This window comes from Streptomyces sp. CB02923 (assembly GCF_001905005.1).
Taxonomy (GTDB): Bacteria; Actinomycetota; Actinomycetes; order Streptomycetales; family Streptomycetaceae; genus Streptomyces.
Window position 1 is genome coordinate 646,494 of record NZ_LWKZ01000024.1, and the last position, 24,727, is coordinate 671,220.

Below are 24,727 nucleotides of genomic sequence, written 5' to 3' on the forward strand. Positions count from 1 at the left end.
CGCACCCTGGGCCACCGGGAACTGGAATTCGACCGCGGTCTGCGGATCCACCGGGCCATCGAGCACTTCGCGGCGGCGACACCCGACCGGCTCGCCCTGTCCAGTGCCACCGACCCGGCCGGCCGGCGCACCTTCGCCGAACTCAACACCCGCGCCAACCGGCTCGCCCGGTACTTCGCCGACGAGCTGGACGTGCGCAGCGGCGAGGTCGTGGCGCTGGTGATGGACCGTTCGGTGCTGATGGTGGAGTCGATCCTCGCCCTCTGGAAGTGCGGTGCGGCGTACCTCCCCGTCGATCCCAGTTACCCGGCCGCCTTCATCCGCGGGATGCTGGAGTCCTCGGACGTGCGGGTCGTGGCCCTCGATCCCCGGCAGGCGCCGGAGGGGCTGGCGGAGCACGTCCCCGCGGGGTGCCGCCGGGCCGAGCTGACCGAGCAGACCGGGCAGCACGGTGACGGCAGCGATCCGGGGCTGGACGCGGACGAGTCCGGGCTCGCCTACGTGATCTACACCTCGGGGTCGACCGGGAAGCCCAAGGGCGTGATGGTCGAACACCTCGGCATGCTGAACCACCTGCACGCCAAGATCGCCGACCTGGGGATCACCGAGGACAGCGTCATCGTCCAGAACGCCTCCAACAGCTTCGACATCTCGTTGTGGCAGATGTTCGCCGCTCCGTTCGCCGGCGGCCGCACCGTCGTCGCGGCGGAGTCCCTCCAGCTCGACCCGGTCCGCTTCGCCGAGCGCGTCGAGGCCGAGGAGGTCACCGTTCTGGAGGTGGTCCCGTCCTATCTCGAAGCGATGCTCGACGCCTGGGACCGCGCCGACCGGCAGGTCACGCTGGAGCACCTGCGGTACCTGATGGTCACGGGTGAGGCGTGCCTGCCCCGTCAGGTGAACCGGTGGCTGCGGGCGTACCCGCGGATTCCGGTGGTCAACGCCTACGGCCCGACCGAGGCGTCCGACGACGTGACCCACCACGTGATGGACCGGCCCGTGACCAGCGAGACCGTGTCCCTGGGCCGTCCCGTGCCCAACACCCTGATCTACGTCCTGGACGAGCATCTGCGGGTCGTCCCGCAGGGCGCGCGGGGAGAGATCTACGTCTCCGGCATCTGCGTGAGCCGTGGCTACCTGAACGCGCCCGAGCAGACGGCCCGCGCGTTCCTGACGGACCCGTTCGAGCCGGGGCGGCGGATGTACCGGACCGGTGACAACGGCCGCTGGACGGACGAGGGGAACCTGGAGTACTTCGGCCGGACCGACAGCCAGGTCAAGGTGCGCGGCTTCCGCGTCGACCTCGGAGAGATCGAACGGCGGGTGGACGCGGCGCCCGGCGTCAAACAGGCGGCGGTGGTCGTCAAGAAGCTCGCGGGGGCGGGGCAGGACAAGCAGCTCCACGCGTACCTCGTCCTGGAGGACGGCGGCACGGTGGACGGCTGCCGCGACCACGTGCGGCGCGAACTGCCGCACCACATGGTGCCGAGCGAGTTCATCGTGCTGGAGCAGCTGCCGCTCACCTCGAACGGCAAGGTCGACCGCCCGACGCTCGCCGGTCTGCGGGCCGAGCGGAGCACCGCGGCCGCCGTCGCTCCCCGTACGGACGCCGAGCGGGTGCTGGCCGAGATCTGGGCGGAGGTGCTGGGGCTGGACTCGGTGGGGGTGACGGACCGCTTCTTCGACGTCGGCGGCAACTCGCTGCGCGCCATCCAGGTGCTGGCCAGGGTCCGCGGCCGGCTGGGTGCCGACCCGGGACTGGAGCGGTTCTTCTCCCACCCCACCGTGGCCGGGCTGGCCACCCTGCTGGACGGGACCACCGGCACCGGCGAGCAGGGGGCGATCCGGTCCCTCGGCGGCCCCGGCACGTACGCGTCCGCCCCCACCCAGCGCCTGCTGCTGACCGTCGAGGAGCGCTACACGCACGCCCAGCGCGCCGCGTTCAACCGCAACGACCTCATCGAGCTGCACGGCCCGGTGGACCCCGCCCTGCTGGAACGCGCCTTCGCCGCCCTGGCGGACCGGCACGAGACCCTGCGGACCACCTTCGGTACGAGCGTCCAGCCTCCGGTCCAGATCGTGCACGCGGCGGGTGCGCTCACCCCGGCGTTCCGGGTGCACGACCTGACGGACCGGCCCGACCCGGACGGCGCCGTACGGGAGTTCGTCGACGCGCGCGTCCACGTGCCGTTCGACATCACCGCGGAGCCCCTGGTGCGGGCCGACCTGCTGCACACCGGTGAGGACCGGTACGCCCTGCTGACGTCGGTGCACCAGTTGGTCTCGGACGGGATCTCGGCCGCCGTGCTCCACCGGGAATGGCAGGAGCTGTACGACGCGCTGGTGACCGGCCGCCCGGCCGCGCTGCCGGAACTCCCCGTGCAGTACAAGGACATCGCGGCCTGGCGTGACGAGCGGCTGACGGCGCAGGTGCGGCGCGCGCACCTGGAGTACTGGAAGCGCGAGCTGGACGGCGCCTCTCCCGACGTGCCGCTGGTCACCGACTTCCCCCGGCCGCCGGTGAGCGCCCTGGCCGGTGTCCGGCTGCGGCGTCCCCTGGACGCCGGCCGGGCCGAGCGGTTCGCCTCCCTGGCGAGCCGGCAGGACGTCACCGAGTTCGTGGTCGCCCGCGCCGCCGTCGGCCTCCTGCTGCTGGGCGAGACCGGGCAGTCGGACATCACCATGGGCACCTACACCAGCGGCCGCGACCGGGTGGACCTGGAAGGTCAGATCGGGTTCCACGTCAACACCGTCCCGCTGCGGTTCCGGCTGCTGCCCGGCGACGACACGGGCAGCGTCCTGGGCCGTACCCAGCAGGACATGCTGCGGGCCTTCCAGCACCAGGAGTACCCGTACGGCTGGATCATGCGCGACCTCGGCTGGGAACGCGGCCGTGACCGCAGCCCGCTGTTCGACGTGATGGTGGCGATGGACCAGCTGGACGGCGAGGAGGAGCCGCGGCACAAGGGCGGCGTCCTGTTCCGGGCACGGGACCTGCCGCGCCGCTCGAAGGAGGCGGACCTGCAGTTCGTCTTCATCCGCTCCGCCCAGGGACTCGAACTCGCCCTGACCTACAACAGCGAGGTCTTCACCGAGGATCGCGCGCAGGGCCTGCTGGACCGGCTCTGCTCTATTCTCGACTCCATGATCGAGGAACGCCCGATCGCCGACATTCCGACGTGGGAAGGGAACGCGACCACGTGAACAGCGAGGACATTCTGGCGGGGCTCGACGAGGAGCGCCGGGCCTTGGGGGCGAGCACCGAACGGGGCATCGTCCGCGAGCACGCGACGGACGGCTCCGAGTGCCGGATCGTGTACGCCGGCTGCGCTCCCGCGGAGCTGGACGACGTCATCCGGGAGGAGACCGCACTGGCCCAGTCGCACAACTACACCCTGGAATGGAAGTTGTACGGCCACGACACCCCGGCGGACCTGGCCGGCCGGCTCACCGCCGCCGGGTTCGAGCCGGACGACCAGGAGAGCGTGCTGGTCCTGCCCCTGGACGGCGCGGACCTGGCCTCCTTCGACGCGGCGGGCCGGGACATCCGGCCCGTGACGGACGAGCAGGGGCTGGCGGACTACGCACAGATCGCCCGCGCGCTCGGCCGCAAGAACGCCGAGGAGGAACGGCAGCGGCTCGCCGCCGAACTGCAGGACGACCCGGAGGCGTTGAGCATCCACATCGCCTACGTCGACGGGAAGCCGGCCTCGTGCGGCCGGGCCTACTTCCGGCAGGGCGGCAGCTACGCGGAGCTGGCGGGCGGCCGGACCGTCCCGGAGCACCGGCGGCAGGGGCTGTTCACCGCACTGGTCGGCAGCAGGCTGCGGCAGGCGCGTGAGCGGGGGCGTACCCACGTCTTCGTGGACGCGCTGCCGACCTCCGAACCCACCTTGCGCAAGCTGGGTTTCGAGGTCGTGACCTGGACGAAGCCCTTCGTGTACGAACCCGGCTCCTGAGCCGGTCCGGAGAGCGGGAGAGGGAGGGCAAAGGCACATGACAGCGGATGTCGTCGTGGTCGGCAGCGGGCCGAACGGCCTGTCGGCAGCGGTCACCATGGCACGGGCCGGCTTGCGCGTCGAGGTGTACGAGGCGGCGCCGGAGGCCGGTGGCGGACTGCGGACCACGTCCCTCTTCCAGGAGGACGTGGTGCACGACATCTGCTCCGCCGTGCATCCGATGGCCACCGCCTCCCCGTTCTTCCGGGAGTTCGACCTGCGGGCGCGGGGCGTGGAACTGCTCCAGCCGGAGATCAGTTACGCGCACCCGCTCGCGGACGGGCGGGCCGCGCTCGCCCATCACGACCTGGACGCCGCCTGCGCGGGCCTGGGGCGGGACGGGCCGGCCTGGCGGGCCCTGATGGAGCCGCTGCTGGCACACAGCGGGCAGGTGGTGGATTTCGTCCTCAACGGGCAGCGCCGCCTCCCGGAGAACCTGCTGGCGCCGTTGCTGCTGGCACGGGGCATGCTCGGGCACGGCACACCGCTGGCCCGGCGGGCCTTCGCCACGGAAGAGGCGGCGGCGCTGCTGGCCGGTGTCGCGGCCCACGTGGTGGGCCGGATGCCCACCCTCGCGTCGGCCGCGACCGCTCTGCTCCTGGGCCACCTCGCGCACGGCACCGGCTGGCCGGTGCCGCGGGGCGGCAGCGCGCGGATCGCCGAGGCGCTGACCGCGGACGTGACGGCGCACGGCGGCACGATCACGACCGGGCAGCGGATCACCGACCTGCGGGAACTGCGGGGGGCGCGGGCCGTGCTGCTCGACATCGGCCCCAAGGAGTTCCTGTCGGTAGCGGGTCCGCTGCTGCCGCGCGGCTACCGCGCGGGGCTGCGTTCCTTCCGCTACGGCCCCGGCGCGGCCAAAGTGGACTACCTCGTATCGGCTCCGGTCCCGTGGGCCGACCCGATGGTGGGCCGGGCCGGAACCGTCCATCTCGGCGGGCGGCAACAGGACATCTTCCGCCAGGAGTCGCTGACCGCGCGCGGCCGGCGCGGCGGGGCTCCGTTCGTCCTCGTGGCGGACCCGGCCGCCACCGACCCCGGCCGTATCGGGGCGAACGGATACCGGCCCGTGTGGGCCTACGCGCATGTGCCCAACGGCGACCCGACCGACCCCGGCGACCTGGTGACGGAACGGATCGAGCAGTACGCGCCGGGCTTCGCCGACACGGTGGTGGAGCGGCGGTCCATGAGCGCCGCCGCCCTGGAGCGGTACAACCCCAACTACGTGGGCGGTGACATCGCCGCGGGCGCCATGACCCTGAAGCAGACGCTGTTCCGCCCCGTGCCGCGCTGGGACCCGTACCGCACTCCGCTGCGCGGGGTGTACCTGTGCTCCGCGTCCACCCCTCCCGGGCCGGGGGTGCACGGCATGTCCGGCTACCTGGCCGCCCGCTCGGCACTGCGCAGGGAGTTCGGGTTGCGCGCCGCGCCCCCGCTGTCCCCCGCCCGCCCGCCCGGACGGGGGTAACAGCCGCGACAGCAAGGCCCATTCGTCATCGGAGAGTTCATGACGGCCGGTCCAGTCCTACCGCCTTGAGAGGACCGAATCGCTCGATATGCTCGACAGCCGCTCGGCGATGACCTGGGCCACTGCGTCCGCCTGATCGACGAGGTAGAAGTGGCCGCCGGAAAATCGCACGATGTCCGTCTCCGCCGCGGAACTCAGCCGCCAGGCGGCCAACTGGTCGTCGGTGAAGAGATCGTCCGTCCCGCAGCACACCACCAGGTGACTTTCGGTCTTCGTACCTCGCAAGGTGCGTACAAAGGAGTCGCATACGGCGAAGTCGTTCCTCAGCAGGCGAGTCGCGTGCTGACGCAGCTGCTCGTGCTCCAGGATTTGCGGGGCCAGCCCGCCGAAACGGGCCCCGACGCGCAGCACCTCCTCGTCGTCGGCCTCCAGCGGGTCACCGGCGAAAAGCGGCCGCGCGTTGAGGGGGCCGGCGTTCGAGGAGGCGAACAACGTCGAGCAACGTGGCTGCCCCGGGGCCTGCTCCAGCCTTGCGGCAAGACAAAGCCCGAGATAGGCGCCCATGCTGTGGCCGAAGAGCGCGAAGTCCCCTGTCACCTGGGCCTTCGCCAATCGCGTAACGAGATCGCCCACGGCGTCCTCGGCGGTGCGGACCGGGTCCTCCCGCCAGCGACGGCTTCGGCCCGGCAGCTCCAGCGGGATGGGCTCGATCCATGACGGGAGTGCATGGACCAGCCCGTCGAAGACCTGGGCGGTTCCGCCCGAATGATGAAGCATGACCAGGGGATAGCGTTTCACTGCGTGACCTCCGGTGCAGGTGGGGACGTGCGCCGCCGGGCATCGACCCAGCGCCCCAGATAGGCCGACAGCAGCACCAGTGCTCCTCCGGCCAGTTGGGCCGGGCCCAGGTGTTCACTGAGAAGCACGACCGCGAATACCGCGGCGAAGAACGGCTCAGTGGACAGCACCAGGCCCACCCGCGTGGGGCTGGACACCCGCGCGGCGTACAGCTGAGTGAGGAAGGCGAACGCAGTGCCGGCCACGCCCAGGTAGGCGATGACCAGCCAAGCGCTGCCCGGTAGATGTGTCACCTCGTGCCAGGACTGACTCGGCCGGACGAGCGAGAGCAGCAGCCCGCCGAGAGCGACCACCCACAGCTCGATACCGGTGACGCGGATGAGTGAGAGTTCGCGGCCCTTGGACCGTGAGCCGAAGAGCACGATCTGCGCGGCCCGGATGACCGCGGCAGCGAGGATGATCAGGTCACCGCCCTGTACCGAGAACCCGTGGCTGAGGGTGAGCAGTGCGCAGCCCACGAGGGAAAGCAGCGTGAGTGGATAAACGGCGCCCGCAACCCGCACCCGCAGGAAGATCCGCTCGATCAGGGGGACGAGCATCACCGACAAGGTGATCAGAAACCCGGCATTGGACGCGGAAGTGTAGCGAACGCCCAGTGTCTCCAGGAACAGGATGCCGAAGAGCAAGCACCCGAACAGTGCGCCCAGAAACACCTCTTCCCGGGTGACTCTGCGCCAGCTGCGCAAGGACAGCAGGGTGATGACCAGGGCGCCCATCGCGAAGCGCAGGAACAGGAAGGCGGGGACGGAGATGAACCGTCCCGACCACTGCATCGCCACATAGGTGGAGCCCCACACGATCGCCACGCCCAGCACCCCGATATCGGTGAGCCAGGTCTTGGCCGGCTTTGCGGCGGGTGCTTCAGGCAGCGGGCCGACCGCGGTTTTGTCGGCGACGCACACCTCAGCGGAGCGCTCCGCGGCGCGGTCAGGCGTGCTCAACGACGTAACCCACCTTCAGGACGCCGCCCTTGACCTTGACCGAGCGCAGCGAGAATCCCGTCAGCTGTCCGAGCGAGTCGATATGGGTGCCGCCGCACGGGTCCTCGTGCAGGCCGTCGATGCCGATGATGCGCAGGTCTCCGCGCTCACTCGCGTACACCTTGCGATCGGCGTCGATGGCCTGCCGGGTGCGTTCCTCCACGGTCGCCGCGAGCTGCTGCAGGTCCGGCTTGTCGTCGCCGGCGTCGAACTCGATGCGGGCCTGGCCCGGGAAGTGGTTGCTCACCCGGTGGTGAAAGCCGAGTTCCCGTACGAATCCGTCCACGACATGACCGCAGGTGTGGAGGGCGGCGTGGCGGCGGCGCGTCTCGGGGTCGATGGAGCTGGTGACCTCGTCGCCAATGGTGAAGAGCCGTTCACACGAGAGGCGTACGACGTGCTCGTCGGCCTCGGGCGCTTTGAAGGGCCGCGTCGTCGTCTCGTCGACCGTTCCCATATCGCTCGGCTGTCCGCCGCCCTGCGGATGGAAAATGTTGTCCTGCAGGGTGAACCAGCTGCCCAGCTCACCGGTTCCCGCGTCGACCACCTGCGTGGTGACAGTGAACCGGTACGTGTCCTCGAGATAGATGTGACGCTGCAACGAAGTCTCCGGGTAAGTCAGTTGGGGTGTGCTGGGGCGGCCCGAAGAGAGGGCCGCCCCAGCCATATCACAGTCCCTCAGAAGCGGCGCGGGGTGAAGGAGTAGCCCGTCCGGCTCTCCTTGGCGATGCGGTTGATGCCGTATGTTTCCTCACCCGAGACGACGACTGCACCGTACTTGTCGAGCGGGATGCCACCGCCGTATTCGGCCACGGTCTCCGTCCCGGGGTAAACATGTACCTGGGTGGGCACGTAACGGGCGGCAAAGCCCATGCGGTAGTCCTTGTTGCTCCCGGTATGCGGCAGCGAGGCGTGCATCAGGGTCGACCAGAAGATGACGCACTCGCCCTTCTTCATCACCAGCGGGAACGCTTGCGACTCGTCGGGGGTCCAGTTGGGGTCCTTCTGGAGCTGGCGGTAGTCGTACCCGAAGAAGCCGCGCTTGACGCCGTCCTTCTCGCGGCTGTTGATCGCGTTCGGGTCGTAGTCCATTGCCAACGACTCGTCGTAGTTCATGTGCTGGTGGGTTCCGGGCATGAGCTGGAGGCAACCGTTCTCCAGCGTCGAGTCGGTGAAAGCGGTCCACACCGTGATGGTGCCGCCGAAGGCGGGCCGGCCCTCTTCGGACGGCCACATGATCTGCGGCTTCTTGCTGGCGTTGGCGAAGGTGGACGCCTGGTGCCAGTCGGTCCCCTCGTCCCCCGGGTACTTGGGAAAGAACTCGGTGCGCCAGCACAGGACATCCGGGCCCAGGATCGAAGCCACTCGGTCGACGATTCGCTCGTTCATGATGTGCTCGGAGAGCAGGTCGACGTCGAGATGACGGTCGTAGTTGGAGATATTGGTGACGGCTCCGAGCGCGTCATCGGGGTAAATGGCACGAGACCGGTCGGGCAGCTGGCGACGTATGCTGTTCCACCGCTCGTCCATTTCTTCCGGCTCATAGATCTTGATGGGACCGATGAAGCCGTCGCGCTCAAATTTCTTCAGCTCGTCGGCCCCGAGTCGAAAGTCAGTCCTGGCACTGGTGCTCACGTGTTTCCACCCTTCAGTTGGCTGATCTACCGCTCATCGTGCCTTCCGTGCCGGAGAGGCAGGGGTCTATCCGTTCAGCCGCGCCGAGTACGGACCGACAGATCAGCAGCGACGTCCGCGATGCTCTCCTCGAAGAGCACCTTTATGTCGTATTCAGCGCCGAACTCGGCCTTCGCCCGCTGGCTCAGCTGCAGGGCAAGCATGGAGTGCCCGCCCAGGTCCAGGAAGTTGTCCTCCAGGCGCGCCTGAGGCTCTTCGAGCAGCTCGGACACCCATTTCAGGGTCGCCTGCTCCACCTCCTCGACACTCTTCGCCTCCGGGGTATCGCTCAGGGTTTCCGACATTCCGTCATCTCCTCTCCTCGAATGCCCGGACCGCTGCGGCCCGGTCGACCTTTCCATTGATGGTGCGCGGCAGTTCCGGCAGCGCCAGATAATGTGCGGGATGCATGTAGGACGGCAGGACCGACTTCACATGGCGACGCAGCGCACGGGCGTCGAGCCCGGTGTCTTCCTGGGCGGCTCGTGCTGTATAGGCGCACACCAGCCGACTGTCACCCGGTGCGAAATCCTGCACCCACACCACCGCGTCAACCGCGTCGGGGTGCGCGCGCACTGCGGCCTCCACGTCGCTGAGCTCGATGCGATGGCCCCGAAGTTTCACCTGCAGATCGGCCCGGCCGTGGTAGACCAGGTCTCCTCCGGGCAGCTGACTGACCAGGTCGCCGGAGTGGTAGTAGCGGGGCGGCGGACCGCCGTGGTCGAGCGTGGGGCCCGGGGTGAAGCGTTCGGAGGTGAGCTCGGGGCGGTTGTGGTACCCCTCGCTCACCTGCGGCCCGGCCAGCCACAGTTCGCCCTGCTCACCCGGGCCGGCGTCCCGTCCGTCCTCGGTGACGATCCGGTGGGTGAAGCCGGGCAGTGGCCTGCCGATGACCGAATCGTCTCCCGACAGGTCGTCCTCGGTCAGTTGGTGGAACGTGGCGTGCACCGTCGTCTCGGTGATGCCGTACATGTTGACCAGGCGCGGCCGCTCCAGACCGAAGCGCTTTCCCCACGGGCGCACCACGGCAGGCGTGAGCTTCTCGCCGCCGAAGACGACGTACCGAAGATCCGGCAGGTCCGCGCCGTCATCCAGGACTGCGGCGGTCAGTGCGCTGAAGGCGGTTGGCGTCTGATTCAGCACCGTGATGCCTCGGTCGCGAACGAACCGAGCGGTCTTTCCCGGGGTACGGGCCGTCCAGTACGGCAGGACGACCAGTTCCGCGCCGGTGGAAAGCGCCCCCCACATCTCCCAGACCGAGAAGTCAAAGGCCATGGAGTGGAAAAGCAGCCATCGGTCGTCCGCAGAGAATCGGAACAGGCGGGAAGTCGCCGCGAGGAGAGCCGTGACGCTGCCGTGCCGGATGGGGACACCTTTGGGACGGCCCGTGGTGCCGGAGGTGTAGATGATGTACGCGACGTCCTTTGGCCCCGGCAGCTCCGGCCCGGGTTTCGCGGGCGCCCGGTGCTCCCGCAGGGCTGCCACGCTCTCCTCGGTGACCAGGGGGCCGGTGTATCCGAAGGTGTCCCCGGGATCTCCGACCAGCGCAGATACCCGACTGTCGGCGACGATGAACGCGTTGCGATCGGGCGGATTGCGGACGTCCAGGGGGACATAAGCGGCGCCGGTCCGAAGGATTCCCAGCATGGCGGCTATGGCGTTCGCGCCCGTCGGCATGCGCAGTGCCACACGGTCGCCCCTTTTCACCCCGACGTCACGGAGAAGTCCTGCGACGCCCTCGGCCCAGGACGAGAGGAGGCCATAAGAGATTTTTTCGTCATCAACTCGCAAGGCAATACGGCCTAATGCTCCCGTGGCCGCCTTGGAAAATAAGTCGACCAGGGTCAACTCAAGCTCTGCATCTGCCGGCGAGGGGGGTGGGGTCTCTTTTGCCACAACGCTCCATTGGGTGTGATGAATCCATCAGTCCAACGCGGCTCGACGTCTGTGCAGTGCTCCACAATCAAGGCCAACCCGTGCCCGATGCAAGTACATGTGATGTTGATTACATGTGATCACAAATGGTTTACCCGTGCGATCTACTCCCTGCCTGTGCGCCGCTGAACAATGAGCCCCATGCAGGAGAAAGCATCTTTTCGGCCTCATCTCGCGCTGGCCAGAAAATAACTTGCCCGGGAACTGCCTCTGTCTCTACCGGATGGGAATTGGCTTGAAATGACCTCCTTAACCAAAGGGACAATGTTGGGTAAATGGCGGTTGGCCGCTCTTGCCGCGACGATGATCCTTCCGCTTGCTCTGATCGGAATCGTCGCCGCCCGCGTCACGGCGGAGAACGCCCGGCCGGTGTCCGGGTCACCGCCGTCACTGGGTCTGGACACAACCGGCCACTTCTTCGTCAGCGCTGCCGTCGTCCTGGCAGCCGCGCAGCTGGGAGGCGTGCTCGCCCGGCGTCTCGGGCAGCCCCCGGTCATCGGCGAGATCTGCGCGGGGCTCGCCATGGGCCCGTCTCTTCTCGGTCGCGCGTCCCCGGCCGCCGCCGACTGGCTCTTCCCGGAACCGGTCCTGCCGATGCTGAACGGGCTCTCCCAACTGGGCCTGGTGCTCTTCATGTTCGGCGTAGGCCGAGAACTGGCCGGAGTCCGCCTCAAGGGGGCGGCCAAGCAAGCACTTCTGGTCAGTCAGGCGTCCGTCCTGGTGCCCTTCGCCGCCGGCACGGTCGCCGCCCTGCCCCTGCTGGACACCCTCAACGGCGACGATGGGCACCCCCTTGCTTTCGTACTGTTCCTCGGCTGCGCCCTGAGCATCACCGCCTTCCCGGTACTGGCCCGCATCCTGCAGGACCTCAGACTGACCTACACGCAGCCCGGCCAGTTGAGCCTGTTCGCCGCCGCGGTGGGCGACGGGGGAAGCTGGCTGGTGCTGGCCGCCATCCTCACCCTGGCCCACGGCTCGGACCCTGCTCAGCTGCTCATCAACACCCTGCTGGCCGTCGCGGTGGTCGCCTTCTTCCTCGGCCCGCTCCGTCAGACACTGACACGATGGCCGGAAAGGGAGAGTGGTGAACACGTCAAGCATGGGGAAGGCTTCTCCACCACAGCCGCCGTTCTCCTGGCGGTCGGTGTTACGGCGGCCTCCGCCCTGACCGCCGCCGTAGGGGTTCATCAGCTCATCGGCGCCCTGCTGGTCGGGCTGGCCTGGCCGACCGGGAACCGGGGGGCCGTCGCTGTCGCGGACCGCATGGCCGGCGCGGTGACCCCACTCCTGTTGCCTTTCTTCTTCTTCAGTTTCGGTCTCACCACCGACCTCGGCATCCTGCGCTGGGACGGCCCCCTGCTCCTCGCGCTTGCCGCACTGCTGTTCACCGCGGTCGCCGCCAAGATCATCGGTCCCAGCCTGTGCGCCGTACTGACGGGTATGAGGTGGCGTCCCGCTCTCGCCCTCGGGGTGCTGCTGAATTCCCGGGGCCTCACCGAACTCGTCGTTCTGCAGATCGGCTACCAGGCCAAGATCATCGATCAGTCCCTCCTGGGCATCCTCACCATCGTCGCGCTGGTCACCACGGTCATGACCAGTCCCCTGCTGCGCGGCCTCGGCTTCAGCTCCGCTCAGCCATCGCCGGCCCGCTCCGAGAGGGGGGACAGTGCCCCGGTGCCCCGGGCCGCCCTCCCAGCGAGATCGAACTCAGGGGATTAGCCTCGCGCTTTCACGAGGTGGGGTGTCCAAGGCTTGATCAAATAACCGGAGAGTGTTCCTGACCTGCAACGATGGGATGTGCCTGGGGTCCTGTTGGCTGCACGGAAAGAAGCACTCTCCAGGTGAAGAAGCGCATCGGGTCGTACCCGCGTGTCCGCATCGAGGGCGGCGGCGGGACGGTGGTCTCGCAGGCCGGGAGCGTGCTACTCGTCGAGACCGTCCGCAAGGCCGGCTTGGACACCGCGATATCCGCGGCGCTGACACCGTGGCGGAAGCCGCGGGCCGTCCACGATCCGGGGAAGATTCTGCTGGACGTCGCCATGGCGGTGGCGCTGGGCGGGGACTGCCTCACCGATGTCGGCATGCTGCGGGCCGAGCCGGCCGTGTTCGGGGCGGTCGCGTCGGATCCGACGGTCTCCCGCCTGATCGACGCCCTCGCCGCCTCCGGCGACCGAGCTCTGCAAGGCCATCCGTTCCGCGCGGTCCGAAAGCGCGGGGATGCGTCCGGCAGTTGGCTGACCGGCAAGCGCCCGATGCCGACGGGACGGTGACCGTCCATCTCGACCGGCTCACCGTCCTGCCGGATCCCGGCTGACCAGCGGATTCACCCGTCCCTACGAGAGAACCCTCCAGTCGGAGCAGTGGAACCCGGCGTCCACCCGAGACGACACTCGGGCCCTCAACCTGCCCGAGCTCAGGCCACGGTACCAAGACCGGCCACCGACTCCGGCGAGCGTCGGCAATGCCGTGCTCGCGCGCCGCGCGGACATCGTGGACGGCGCCGGGCAGGGCCGGTGAGGCCCACCGCAGCCGACCGAAGGGGGCGGCGAGGGCCTGCACGTTCACCCCGCCCGGCAAGCTCCCGGACGGCAGGCTTCAACTCCCAACTACCCGACGTACTGGGCAGTTCAGCTCCCCGTTCCGGGATTTTGCGTGCGATACACACGAAGCGTGTTAGTGTCCTCCGACCTGTGCACATCGCATGGACATGACGGGGGTCGTATGGACAGGAACGTGCTGGTCAAAAGGGCGGCCAGGTCACCGCAAGCACCTGTGGCGGGCGGCCAGGCCACCGCAAGCACCTGCGGCGGGCGGCCAGGCCACAAGCACCTGCGGCGGAGTGCTCTTGCCCCTCGGGCCCACTCTTGCCGGCCGCCTCGGCCGCTCCTGTAACCACTCCCACACAGACCGCTGACCCACCAAGCCTTCCGACCAGGCCACTTCGCGTGACACGCCAACAGGGAAATCATCGCGAGCCAGGTACCGGGAGGGCGTAGCGCGTGCTCGCTTGCCTCACCTCGCAGGGCGCGGCCTCGCGCGGCTGACGGTGGACCTCACCCGGCGTGGCCGATGTCCCGGTGTCGGGCCGGCGGCGATACACGTGACGGGGAGCACCCCAAAATCCAGTGACAATCCCCGGTAGTTCGTTGTTGAGACGGTACGAAGAGGAGAAACAGTCATGAGCAGAGCAGCGGAGCAGCGACCGTTGACGGAAACCAAGATGACGGGGACTCAGGATGCCGATGAATTGCCGTTGGCTCCTGGACGTGCGGCCACGGCCGGCCCCGACACTCCAGTCCATCTCCTGGTGGAAAAACAAGCAGCGATAAACGGCGACGATCCGGCCGTAGTCGACGGAGCCGAGTCGGTGACCTATGCCGACCTGGTCCGACGGAGCGACACCATCGCCGCCGAGCTTCTGGCCAGGAACGTGCAGCGCGGCGATCTCGTCGGGGTGTGCCTGCCTCGGGGAATCGACGCTGTGGCGTCCCTGCTGGCGATCCTCAAGGTAGGTGCGACCTGTGTGCCGCTCGCGCTCGAACAGCCCGTTTCCCGGCTGGCCTTCATCAGGGAAGACAGCGGCCTGACGCTCACGGTCACCACGACGGACGTGGCGGAGAAGGTCGGGGTCGAACCAGAACAGGCATTACTCCTTGACATGCACGCGTCACGAGACGCGACGGGAATGTCTGCCGAATTTCCCGTCGATGTTTCGGGCGACGATATCGCGTACGCGCTCTACACTTCCGGATCGACCGGAACCCCCAAGGCCGCGCTGCTCACCCACGCGAACATCAGCAACTTCGTCCAGTGGTGCCTGGAATCCGGTGTGGTCGACGCGGACAGCCGGATGGCGCATGCGACCAACCTCGGATTCGACGCGGCGATCCTCGACATCTTCGCGCCGCTCGCCGCGGGAGCCGTGGTGTACGTCGTTCACCGCGAGGTCGTCATTTCGCCGGCCGCGACGGTGCGCTGGTTCGTCGACAACCAGATCACTGTCGGCTTCCTGACCACGAGAGTGGCAGAGGCATGCCTCGCCGAGGAGTGGCCGGCCGAGACCGCCCTGCGGTGCCTGGTCACGGGCGGCGAGCAGGTCACCACCTGGCTGCCGCCGCACATTCCGTTCGACGTGCTGCAGATCTACGGCCCCACGGAGTGCACCGTGTGTGTCGCGACGAAGTTCCTGCCTTCGGAGCCGCCGGCCGGCGGCCTGCCACCGTTCGGACGGCCCGTCAGGAACGCCCGGATCCACCTGCTGGACTCTTCAGGCAAGCCGGTGGCCGACGGCGAACCGGGAGAGCTGTACATCTCCGGGGCTCCGGTGGGTGCAGGTTACCTGGGGCGCCCTGAGCTCACCACCGAGCGCTATCTTCCCGACCCGTTCGTTCCCGGCGCCCGTATGTACCGCACCGGGGATCTGTGCCGCATGAACTCCGAGGGCGACTTCGAATTCGTCGGCCGAGTGGATCACCAGGTCAAGCTGCGCGGCCACCGCATCGAACTCAACGAGATCGAGAACACTCTCGCGTCTCACCCGGACGTCAATGACGTGGTGGTTCTCCTCCGCGAGGACGAGCCCGGCAAGAAGCGACTGGCCGCATACCTAACCTGTTCGAGCGCCGAACCACCGGCCGCGAGCGAGCTACGCCGGCACGTTTCCGAGCGACTGCCGTACTACATGATGCCGACGGCGTTCGTGCCCATGCCACGCTTTCCGCTCACGCCCAACAACAAGGTCGACCGGAACGCCCTTCCAGCGCCGGAGAACAGCCGGCAGAACCTGTCGACGGAGTACGTCGCGCCACGGACGGAAACCGAGCGCGGCCTGGTCGCGTACTGGCAGGAGCTGATGGGGATCACGCCCGTCGGTACCGGTGACGACTTCTACTCCCTCGGCGGCGACTCGCTGATGGCAGGCCGGATCGTCGACTGGATACGCAGAAACCACGGCGCGGACCTACCGTTCTCGTGCGTCCTGGGCGGCATCACTGTCAGGGAACTGGCGACACTGATCGAAGACCGAGCCGACGGCAAGGGTCCGACCTCGGCCCACCAGGTCACGATCGACGCCCATGACGAGAGCGACCCGGTCGCGGCGACGTCGGGACAGTTCGGGTTGTGGCTCCAGGAGCAGCTTGCGCCCGAGGATCGCGCCTACAGTGAGACCGCCCTCCTGACCATCCGCGGATCCGTCGAGCCGGGGAAGGTGCAGGACACCCTTACCGAACTCGTCCGCCGTCATGCGGCGCTCCGCACGAATCTGCAGATGGTCGAGGGGAAGCTGCAGCAGATCGTCAGCGAGCCGACGCGGATCCCCCTCGAACTGCACGAACTGACATCCGAGTCGGGAACAGATGCTCCAGTGGTCCAGAACGATCTGGTAGAGCAGCTGACCCGCAAGCCCTTCGATCTGGCTCACGGCCCCCTGCTGCGAGCGGCCCTGCTCCGGGTGGAGCCGAAGACCCATGTCCTCGTCCTGGTCGTCCACCACGTCGCCGTTGACGGGTGGTCGCTGGACGTGCTGTTCGAGGAGTTCACACAGGCATACGCCGCAGCGGCGGGGCACGCGAACCCCGAGTTCGAACCCGCCCGCCCCTTCGCGGACTTCGCCGCCTGGCAGAACCAGCAGCTCCGCACCGACGGCTTCGCGCCGAGCATCTCCTACTGGCGCGGGCAACTGGACGGAGCGCCGGCAGAGCTGGAGCTGCCTCTCGACCACGAACGGCCCGCCTCTGCCACCGGCCCGGCCGCCGTCGTCCAGGCGACCCTCTCGCCCACGACCGTGCGGCGGATGCGCGAGCTGGGCAGCATGGAACACCTCACGTCCTTCATGATCGTGCTCGCGGCGTACCAGGCGGCGCTCGCCCGCTGGACGGGAACCAGCGACGTCGTGGTCGGCGCCCCGCTGGCCAACCGCCCGGCCGGCTTCGACCGGACGGTCGGCTACTTCCTCAACATGGTCCCGCTGCGCAGCGACATCTCCGGCCCGGGGAGCGTACGAGAGCTGCTGAGCCGGGTACGGGGCACCGTACTGGGCGCCCACGACCACCAGGGCGTCCCTTTCCCCCACCTCGTCGACCAGTTCGGAGGCTCCCGGGCAGCCGGCCCCACACCGATCTTCCAGGTCGGGATCGTGTCGCAGGAGGTGCAGCGCCGCAGCTTCACTTCGGCGGGCATCGACGTCGAGTACCGGCACGGCCGGCCCATCGGCGCGAAGTGGGACCTGACGCTGCACATGATCGCAAACCGTGTCGACGCGGAGCCCGGACTCCGGCTGGAGCTGGAATACCGCGCGGACCTGTTTGCCGAAGACTCGATGACCCGCCTCCTGAACGGGCTGTGCGGCCTGCTCGAATCGGGCGTCGAAGCCCCGGACCGCCAGGTCGGGAACTGGGTGGCACAGCCGGAGGAGACCGGTCCGGCGACAACCCGCACGACCGGCCGCCCGGCCCGGGACACGCCACCGGACCGGCGGATCTCGGGCGGTACGGCGGCGCTGGTCGAGGCGGTCAGGACGATCTGGGAAGAGACGATCGGCGTCACCGACATCGGCTTGGACGACACGCTCTTCGACGTCGGCGGCTCCTCACTCCACGTCCCGGAGATCCACCGAAGGGTCACCGAGCAGTTCGACGTCCTCGACCTGGCGTTGATCGACGTCTTCAACTACCCGACACTGCGCACGTACTCCGCTCACCTCGCCGACCTGGTCGAAAACGTGCCGGCAGCAGCACGCCCGGCCGCGCCACGCCGGCCCGAGCCGGAGATCCCGGGCGACGACCGGGCAATCGCCGTCATCGGTATGTCGGGACAGTTCCCCGGCGCGCGCAGTGTCGACGAACTCTGGTCACTGCTCCGCGACGGCCGGGAAGGCATCACGCACGGCATCGACGGTCCCGAAGAACCGGACTGGGTTCCCTCGGCCGGCATCCTCGCCGACCGCGACGGATTCGACTCCCGGCTGTTCGAACTCAGCCCCGCGGACGCGGACCTCATGGATCCCCAGATGCGCCGGTTCCTGGAGACCGCCTGGGCTGCTCTGGAGGACTCCGGATACGGCCCGAAGACGCAGGGACTGCCCAGTGTCGGGGTCTACGGCGGCTCGTCGTTCCCCCGCGACTGGGCGGAACGTTTCGCCGCCGCGGGAGCCGAGCCCGGCAGCACGTCCGAACGGCGCCTCATCAACGGCAACCCGTGGCAGAACCTCGCCACCCAGGTCGCGTACCGGCTGGGCCTGACCGGCCCCGCGGTCGACGTGCAGACAGCCTGCTCCACGTCGCTCGTCGCCGTCCACATGGCGTGCCGCGGTCTCATCGACGGCGACTGCGACATGGCTCTCGCAGGGGGCGTGGGGCTGACGCAGAGCGCGGGCTACCGCTACGAGGACGGCGGCATCCTGTCGCCGGACGGCGTCTGCCGCCCCTTCGACGCGGACGCACAGGGCACCCTGCCCGGCAACGGCGTCGGCATCGTCGTACTCAAGCCCCTGAACCGGGCCCTCGCAGATCACGACACCGTGCACGCGGTGATACGGGGATCGGCCATCAACAATGACGGCTCCCTCAAGGTCGGCTTCTTCGCACCGAGCATCGAGGGGCAGCGCCAGGTCGTCCGTTCAGCCTGGGAAGCCTCCGGTGTCACGGCCGAGAGCATCTCCTACATCGAGACGCACGGCACCGCCACCGTTCTCGGCGACTCCGTCGAGGTCAGTGCGCTGACCCAGGCCGTGCGCGCCGACACCGACCGAGCCGGGTTCTGCGCCCTCGGTTCGGCCAAGAGCAACCTGGGGCATCTCGACGCGGCCGCCGGGGTCACCGGCCTCATCAAGGCCACACTGGCAGTGAAGAACGGAGTCATACCGGCGACGCTGCACTTCCGGCGTCCGAACGCCGAGCTGGGCAAACCGAACAGCCCGTTCTATGTCAACGACACCACCATCCCCTGGCCCGAAGCAGGCCCGGGACCGCGCAGGGCAGCGGTCAGCGCGTTCGGCATGGGCGGGACCAACGCCCACCTCGTCGTGGAAGAACCCCCCTCGCCCGGCCCGACCCGCAACAACGCCCGGAGCGAGCTGATCCCGCTGTCGGCTCGCACACCAGTTGCTCTCGACACCGTCTCCCAGGGGCTGGCCGAGCATCTGAGCAAGGAGGATCCCCGGCTCGACAACGTCGCCTTCACCCTGCGGCACGGGCGGAGCGCACTCAGGCACCGGCGCGCCGTCGTCTGCCGGACCGCGGAAGAGGCCGCCTCGGCCCTGCGCCCCGAGGAGCAGCACCAGGCGCTCACGGGGGTGGCCGATCCGGGCAGCTCCCTCCGGCTGGTCTTCATGTTTCCCGGGGTCACCACCCAGCACGTCGGCATGGGCCAGGACGTCTACGAGAACCATCAGGTCTACCGTGCGGCGCTCGACCAGTGCGCGGAGCTGTTCGCCACAAGCCTCGGCATCGACATCAGGGAACTCGTCTTCCCCGGTGACAAGGACGCGGCAGCAGCCGAGGAACTCCTCCTGCGCCCGTCGAGGAACATGGCGGCCATCTTCGCGACGGAGTACGCGCTGGCATGCCTGTTCGACTCGTGGGGCATCCGCCCGGACGCTTGCGTCGGCCACAGCCTCGGCGAGTACAGCGCCGCCTGCGTCTCCGGGATGCTGTCTCTCCAGGACGCGGCCCACCTCGTTGCCCTGCGTGGCAAGCTGTGCGACGAGCTGCCCGAATCGGCGATGCTGGCCGTAGCGCTGGACGGCGACAGCCTGACCGCTCGGCTGCCCGACCCCTTGACCGTAGCGGCGCGGAACGGACCCCGCTCCCATACGGTGTCCGGGCCGCTGGACGCGGTCGAAGCGTTCCGGTCGACGCTCGAAGCCGACGGCATCCGAGCACGGCGGCTCCCCATCAAGGCGGGGCTGCACTCACCGCTGGTGGAACCCTTCCTGGACGAGTTCGCCCGCTCGGCGGCCACCATCGCCTGCCACGCGCCGAGAGTGCCGGTCGTGTCCAACGTCACCGGCGAGTGGCTCCCGCAGTCCGGGATCACGGATCCGATGTACTGGGCGAAGCATCTGCGCCAGACCGTCCTTTTCGAGAAGGGGCTCGCGACGCTCCTGGAATCGGGCGACGACAACACCGTGCTGCTTGAGGTCGGGCCGGGCAGGACGATGGCCACGCTCGCGCGACTGCACCCGCAGGCCGCGACGGCCCGACGCGCGCTGTCGCCCCTGCCCGCGCCCACGGCGGAACGCACCGAGCGGGACACATTGCTGGAGACCGTCGGGCAGCTGTGGTGCGACGGCGTCGACATCGACTGGGAAGCCTTCGACTCCGACGCACCACACGCTCGGGTCCAGCTGCCGACCTACCCGTTCGAACGGCAGGCGGTCGCCGCGAAGAAGAGCGCACCGCCGGCGACGGCCGAGCGCCCGCCGACGACGGTCACCGACGGCGCCGAGGTCACGACCACGCTCACCACCGTGTGGGCCGACCTGCTCGGCGTCGCGGATCCCGCGCAGGACGACAACTTCTTCGACCAGGGTGGGCACTCCCTGCTGGCCGTCGAGTTCAGCTCGCGGATGCGCCTGGAACTCGGCACCCCGGTAGGTGCGCACCTGCTGTTGGAGCATCCCACCTTCGGCGAGCTGGTCAGCCACCTGCAACAGCTCGCGGGGCAGGGCGCGGCCCAGAGCGAGGCGAGGTCGGGAATCCTGACCGAGCTGCAGCGGGGCAAGCCCGACCGGACGCCGGTCTTCATGGCCCAGCCCATCGGCGGAACGGTCTTCACGTACCAGGCGTTCGCGAAGAACCTCGGCAGCGACCGCTCGGTCTACGCATTCCGTGCCGTCGGACTTGAGGAGGGCGAGAAGCCGTACGAGAGCATCCCCGAGATGGCCGCGCGCTACGTTGACGAGCTGCTGGCGGTCCAGCCGGAAGGGCCGCACATCATCGGCGGACACTCCTCCGGCGGAGTGGTCTCTTACGAGATGGCGCACCAGCTGATCGAACGCGGCATCGACACGCCTCTGGTCGTCATGATCGACACCGTGACCTCGGACGACTCGCACGCGCTCAAGGACGTCGAGGACGTGGAGAAGATGGTCGACACGCTGCTCGGCATCGCGCCCGAATCCACATCGGCTCTGCGAACGGCGATCGCCGAAGACCCGCTGATCAGGGGCGTGGTGATGCAGACGAACCTCGCGCTGGCGCGCTACTACCCGAAGCCTTGCCCCGTGCAGGCCGTCTACTTCCGGGCCGAGGAGCGCGACACGGTCCTCGATCCCCACGCGGACACCTGGTGGGAGCACTACTGCCGGGGCGGCATCGAGATGCACACCATCCCCGGAAACCACTTCTCGGTGATGGACGAACCACAGATCGGTCAGATCACCAAGCTGCTCAATGATCGCCTGACTCAGAGGGAAGGTGCGCGCTGACATGACCACACGCGACGCAGAACCGGCACAGCAAGACGCTGCACAACAGAGTGATCACGCGGCTGTTCCTGACGTGATCGTCATCGGCGCGGGCCTGGCCGGCCTCGTCAGCGCCATCTCGCTCCTGCAGCGGGGGCGCTCGGTGACCGTTCTCGAACGGCGGAGCGTGCCCGGCGGGCTGTGCGGAAGCACCCACATCAACGGGTACAAGTTCACGCTCGCCTGCAACGACTTCGGATCCAGCATGCGGCGGTATCTCTCCGAGATCGGGGTGAGCCTCACCTTCGACGAGCACGCGTCCGTCTGGCACGTGGGAGACGAAAAGTACGTGCTCCCGCCGACGCCCGAGACCCAGGAAACGCTGGCGCGCCACAAGGCCGACAGCGACCGCCTGGCCGAGGCCGTCAGCAGGCCGGGCTTCGATGAGAAGTTCGAGAGTGCGGCACAGCTTCTCGAAGCGACCGTGCGCGACCCCGGGTACGCGGACTTCCGGACGCTGCCGTCGTACGTATCCGGCCTCGACCCCGCAAAGCACCGGCTCGACTGGTTCCTGCAGGGGACGAGCAAGAACCCCGACTACGGGTACGACAACCTGATCACCCCCGTCGAGGGCCCCGAGCAGATCACCGAGGCCCTGGTCGAGCGGCTGTCCCGGCTCGGCGGCAGCATTCACTACGACACCGACGTCCACGGGATCCACGACACCGACGGGGGCAAGGCGGTCACGACGTCACGCGGAGAATTCCACACGCGAACCGTCGTCTCCGGGAAGGAGCGGTTCAGCAGCAACGAGCCCCGCTCCGGGCTGCAGTTGGCGACGCTGCATATCGCCACGCGCCCCGAAGCGCCGTTCCCTTCCGGCGTCCACACCGTCGGCAGCCTGCCGGCCGGGCTCGGCCGGAGCATGGCCGCCCTCGACGCGGGACGCTTCCCGGGCCGGTTCGGGTTCCACATCTTCCCCTGCGCTGCCACCGAGGCGTACCGGTCCTTCAACGTGTACTTCTACTATCCGCGGGGAGTCGAGGAACTCGACGAGCCGACGAGCACAGCGGTACGGAACTACATCACGGGCGAACTGGACAGGATGATTCCCGGATTCGCCTCCGCCATCGTCTTCCAGCGGCTCGTCTCGCCCACGCAGTTCATGAACGAGCACGGTCTGCGGCGCGTTTCCATCCAGGACATCCTGCCCGCCGGTACGGGCAAGCCGGCCATCCGCGACGCCGCGACCGGCGTTTACCACGTCGGCAACACGGTCGGCCCGCCCGCCTACCACGCGAGTGCGGCCGTGCTCTCCGGTCTTCAGGCTGCCGAGCTGGTCGCTCCGGAGGCCGGGCGTGCCCGTACCGCCTGACCCGCAGGGCGAACTGCCCGATGGTTCGCGTGCAGACGGCGCCGCAGGACTGAAGAAATCAGGCACACTAACGAGAGAAGTGGCTTTATATGTTCGTCGAGACACTGATCATCGGTGGCGGGCAGCAGGGGTGTGGCGTAGCAGGCTCGCTCGCTCTGCTCGGCTATGATTCCCTGGTTTTGGAACAGGGCGAAATAGGCCAGGCATGGGCGCACGGACGCTGGGACAGCCTCTACGTCAACACGCCCAACCGGCTGGTCGACTTCCCCGGGCGCCCCTACGACGGGGACGACCCGGAGGGCTTCATGCCGGCGCGTGAAGTCGCGGAACGGCTCAAGCGGTACGTCTCCGAAATGGGTCTTCGCGTCCGGGAGAAAACCCGTGTGAAATCCGTCGAAGCCCCGATCGACAACCCCGCGTACGACGGCGCGCGTTTCCGCGTCCATGTCGACGGTGACGACGAGGCCATCGAGTCCCGCAACCTCGTCGCGGCCCTGGGCGGGTACTCTTCCCCGCGCATACCCGACCTGTCTGCCCGCATCGACCCTTCCGTCACGCAGATCCACAGTTCCCAGTACCGCAATCCGCAGTCCCTGCCCGACGGCGCCGTCCTCGTCGTGGGGGCCGGGAGCAGCGGTCAGCAAGTGGCCGAGGACCTGCGGGAATCGGGCCGGGACGTGTACCTCGCCGTCGGCCGGCACAAGACCGCGCCGCGCTTCTACCGAGGCCTGTGCGTGCTCGACTGGCTGCGCTTCATTTCGGTCCAGGGCGACTTCGAATCCGCGGCGGTAGGACGCGGCCTCTCACCTTCCATACCCGGGGCGTCGGTGCTCAGCGGCCGGGACGGCGGGAGGGACCTGAACCTGTCGATCCTCGCGAGGCAGGGCGTGCGACTCGTCGGCTCCGTGCGGAACGCGAAAGAAGACGTCCTGCTGTTGGACGAGAACGTCCGGCAGATCGCGGAGGCCGCCGCCGGCGCCGAGCAGGAACTGCTGAAGGCGATCGACGCGGCGATCGCGGAGCGGGGGCTGGAGGCCCCCCCTCGGACACCCGCCACCGTCGTCGATACGGACCTTCTGTCGAGCTACGGGCCGGAGCTGAATCTGCTCGACAACGACATCTCGACGATCGTCTGGGCGACGGGGTTCGTCCCCGACTACCGGCTCCTGCCCGCCGCCGTGCTGGACGAGGAAGGCGTGCCCGTTCACACCCGGGGGGTGGGTGCACTGTCCGGCCTGTACTACGCGGGGCTGCCGGAGGGCAGGGTGGTGCGTTCGCTCCTCATCGGCTCCACGCGCACCAACGGCGAGTTCGTCGCCCGGCAAATCCAGCTGGACAACATGCTTCGTCACGAATCGCCCCAAGCGGCGGCGCGTGTGTGGTCAGCCCGGTACTGACCCCGGCGTTTCCGATGAAGCTGCCGACCGGTTGAGCGCGGTCGTGTGAGGCCGCGCCAGCCGGTCGGCAGGGTGGAGGGCCCGACCCCGTGTCGGGTCCTCCCACGTCCTCCCCGGTCCTCCCCGGTCTCCCTGGCAACGGCCGGGGAGTTCGGTTCTGGTCCCGGGAAACCGTCAGCCCTGGGGTGCGTCGACGAGCAGGTGGATCCCGTCGATGAGTGCTTGCGTCTGCCAGTCGGGCCAGTCCTGGATCCTGCCCGCGAGGTGCTTGGTGAGCGCGTCCCGGAGCAACGCCACAGCTTCGGTTCCCTTCGGGGTCAGCGAAAGCAGCGTGCTCCGCCCGTCGTTGGGATCGGGACTGCGCGCGAGCAGCCCCGTGGCTTCGAGCCGGTCGGCATAGCGGCTCGTTCCGGAGCGGTCGATTCCCACCTCGTCGGCCAGGCGGGCCGCGGTCTGCGGCCCGAGCCGGGCCAAACCGCTGAGCACAGGGTAGGTCTGGCGATCGACCCCGACCGGAGCGGCGTCGAGGACCGCGTCGTACAGCGCGCTGCGGTTCCGCCTCAACAGCAACCGTCCCAGTGCTTGCTCCAGATCCCGCGCCAAAGCTATGTCCGCCATGGGGGCATGATACGTG

The 24,727-nt window shown here is 68.6% G+C and carries 13 protein-coding genes and 4 pseudogenes; 9 read left to right on the forward strand and 8 right to left on the reverse strand.

Annotation, left to right across the window (positions count from 1 at the left end):
• Window positions 1-120: 120 nt before the first annotated feature.
• The 4 genes and pseudogenes from A6A06_RS44020 to A6A06_RS26060 all read left to right on the forward strand — a co-directional run.
• Window positions 121-1,296, forward strand: a pseudogene (locus tag A6A06_RS44020) (amino acid adenylation domain-containing protein); the annotation flags it as partial.
• Between the two features lie 21 nt (window positions 1,297-1,317).
• A pseudogene (locus A6A06_RS44025) lies at window positions 1,318-3,201 on the forward strand (condensation domain-containing protein); the annotation flags it as partial.
• Window positions 3,198-3,956, forward strand: a complete 759-nt coding sequence (locus tag A6A06_RS26055; RefSeq protein WP_199931154.1) for a GNAT family N-acetyltransferase — start codon at window positions 3,198-3,200, stop codon at window positions 3,954-3,956. The pseudogene A6A06_RS44025 and the gene A6A06_RS26055, both read left to right, overlap by 4 nt.
• Window positions 3,957-3,993: 37 nt before the next feature.
• A complete protein-coding gene (locus A6A06_RS26060; protein ID WP_073763851.1) occupies window positions 3,994-5,466 on the forward strand; it encodes a phytoene desaturase family protein in 1,473 nt (490 codons plus the stop codon).
• A 57-nt stretch (window positions 5,467-5,523) separates the two neighbouring features.
• On the opposite strand, the gene A6A06_RS26065 is transcribed toward A6A06_RS26060, so the two are convergent.
• From A6A06_RS26065 to A6A06_RS26090, 6 genes are all read right to left on the reverse strand, one after another.
• Window positions 5,524-6,264, reverse strand: coding sequence for a thioesterase II family protein (locus tag A6A06_RS26065; RefSeq protein WP_073763853.1), 741 nt, complete (start codon window positions 6,262-6,264; stop codon window positions 5,524-5,526).
• Window positions 6,261-7,265 carry a DMT family transporter gene (locus tag A6A06_RS26070; protein WP_199931155.1) on the reverse strand — a complete coding sequence of 335 codons (1,005 nt, stop codon included), beginning with the start codon at window positions 7,263-7,265 and terminating at the stop codon, window positions 6,261-6,263. Before A6A06_RS26070 ends, A6A06_RS26065 begins: the two co-directional genes overlap by 4 nt.
• Window positions 7,252-7,905 (reverse strand): hypothetical protein, encoded by a 654-nt coding sequence (locus A6A06_RS26075; protein WP_079194343.1) that lies wholly within the window; start codon window positions 7,903-7,905, stop codon window positions 7,252-7,254. The genes A6A06_RS26070 and A6A06_RS26075 overlap by 14 nt, the downstream gene beginning before the upstream one ends.
• 77 nt (window positions 7,906-7,982) lie before the next feature.
• Window positions 7,983-8,939 (reverse strand): chlorinating enzyme, encoded by a 957-nt coding sequence (locus A6A06_RS26080; protein ID WP_073763855.1) that lies wholly within the window; start codon window positions 8,937-8,939, stop codon window positions 7,983-7,985.
• Between the two features lie 74 nt (window positions 8,940-9,013).
• Window positions 9,014-9,283 (reverse strand): phosphopantetheine-binding protein, encoded by a 270-nt coding sequence (locus A6A06_RS26085; RefSeq protein ID WP_073763856.1) that lies wholly within the window; start codon window positions 9,281-9,283, stop codon window positions 9,014-9,016.
• Window positions 9,284-9,287: 4 nt separating this feature from the next.
• Window positions 9,288-10,826, reverse strand: coding sequence for an amino acid adenylation domain-containing protein (locus tag A6A06_RS26090; protein ID WP_073763858.1), 1,539 nt, complete (start codon window positions 10,824-10,826; stop codon window positions 9,288-9,290).
• 390 nt (window positions 10,827-11,216) lie between these two features.
• Here A6A06_RS26090 and A6A06_RS26095 point away from each other — a divergent pair, with 390 nt between their 5' ends.
• Both A6A06_RS26095 and A6A06_RS26100 read left to right on the forward strand, forming a co-directional pair.
• Window positions 11,217-12,632: a cation:proton antiporter domain-containing protein gene (locus A6A06_RS26095; protein ID WP_199931156.1), complete on the forward strand. Its 1,416-nt coding sequence runs from the start codon at window positions 11,217-11,219 to the stop codon at window positions 12,630-12,632.
• A gap of 122 nt (window positions 12,633-12,754) precedes the next feature.
• Window positions 12,755-13,212 (forward strand): annotated as a pseudogene (locus A6A06_RS26100) (transposase); the annotation flags it as partial.
• Between the two features lie 152 nt (window positions 13,213-13,364).
• On the opposite strand, the pseudogene A6A06_RS42070 reads toward A6A06_RS26100, so the two are convergent.
• Window positions 13,365-13,481, reverse strand: a pseudogene (locus A6A06_RS42070) (IS5/IS1182 family transposase); the annotation flags it as partial.
• Between the two features lie 739 nt (window positions 13,482-14,220).
• Here A6A06_RS42070 and A6A06_RS26110 point away from each other — a divergent pair.
• From A6A06_RS26110 to A6A06_RS26120, 3 genes are all read left to right on the forward strand, one after another.
• Complete coding sequence (locus A6A06_RS26110; RefSeq protein WP_073763860.1) at window positions 14,221-21,342, forward strand: hybrid non-ribosomal peptide synthetase/type I polyketide synthase; 7,122 nt, start codon at window positions 14,221-14,223, stop codon at window positions 21,340-21,342.
• Between the two features lies 1 nt (window position 21,343).
• On the forward strand, window positions 21,344-22,696 hold the full coding sequence (locus tag A6A06_RS26115) for a phytoene desaturase family protein (RefSeq protein WP_079194347.1): 1,353 nt from the start codon (window positions 21,344-21,346) through the stop codon (window positions 22,694-22,696).
• Between the two features lie 89 nt (window positions 22,697-22,785).
• Window positions 22,786-24,093, forward strand: coding sequence for a flavin-containing monooxygenase (locus A6A06_RS26120; RefSeq protein ID WP_073763864.1), 1,308 nt, complete (start codon window positions 22,786-22,788; stop codon window positions 24,091-24,093).
• Window positions 24,094-24,267: 174 nt separating this feature from the next.
• Here A6A06_RS26120 and A6A06_RS26125 read toward each other — a convergent pair whose 3' ends face one another.
• On the reverse strand, window positions 24,268-24,711 hold the full coding sequence (locus tag A6A06_RS26125; RefSeq protein ID WP_073764630.1) for a MarR family winged helix-turn-helix transcriptional regulator: 444 nt from the start codon (window positions 24,709-24,711) through the stop codon (window positions 24,268-24,270).
• Window positions 24,712-24,727: the final 16 nt, after the last annotated feature.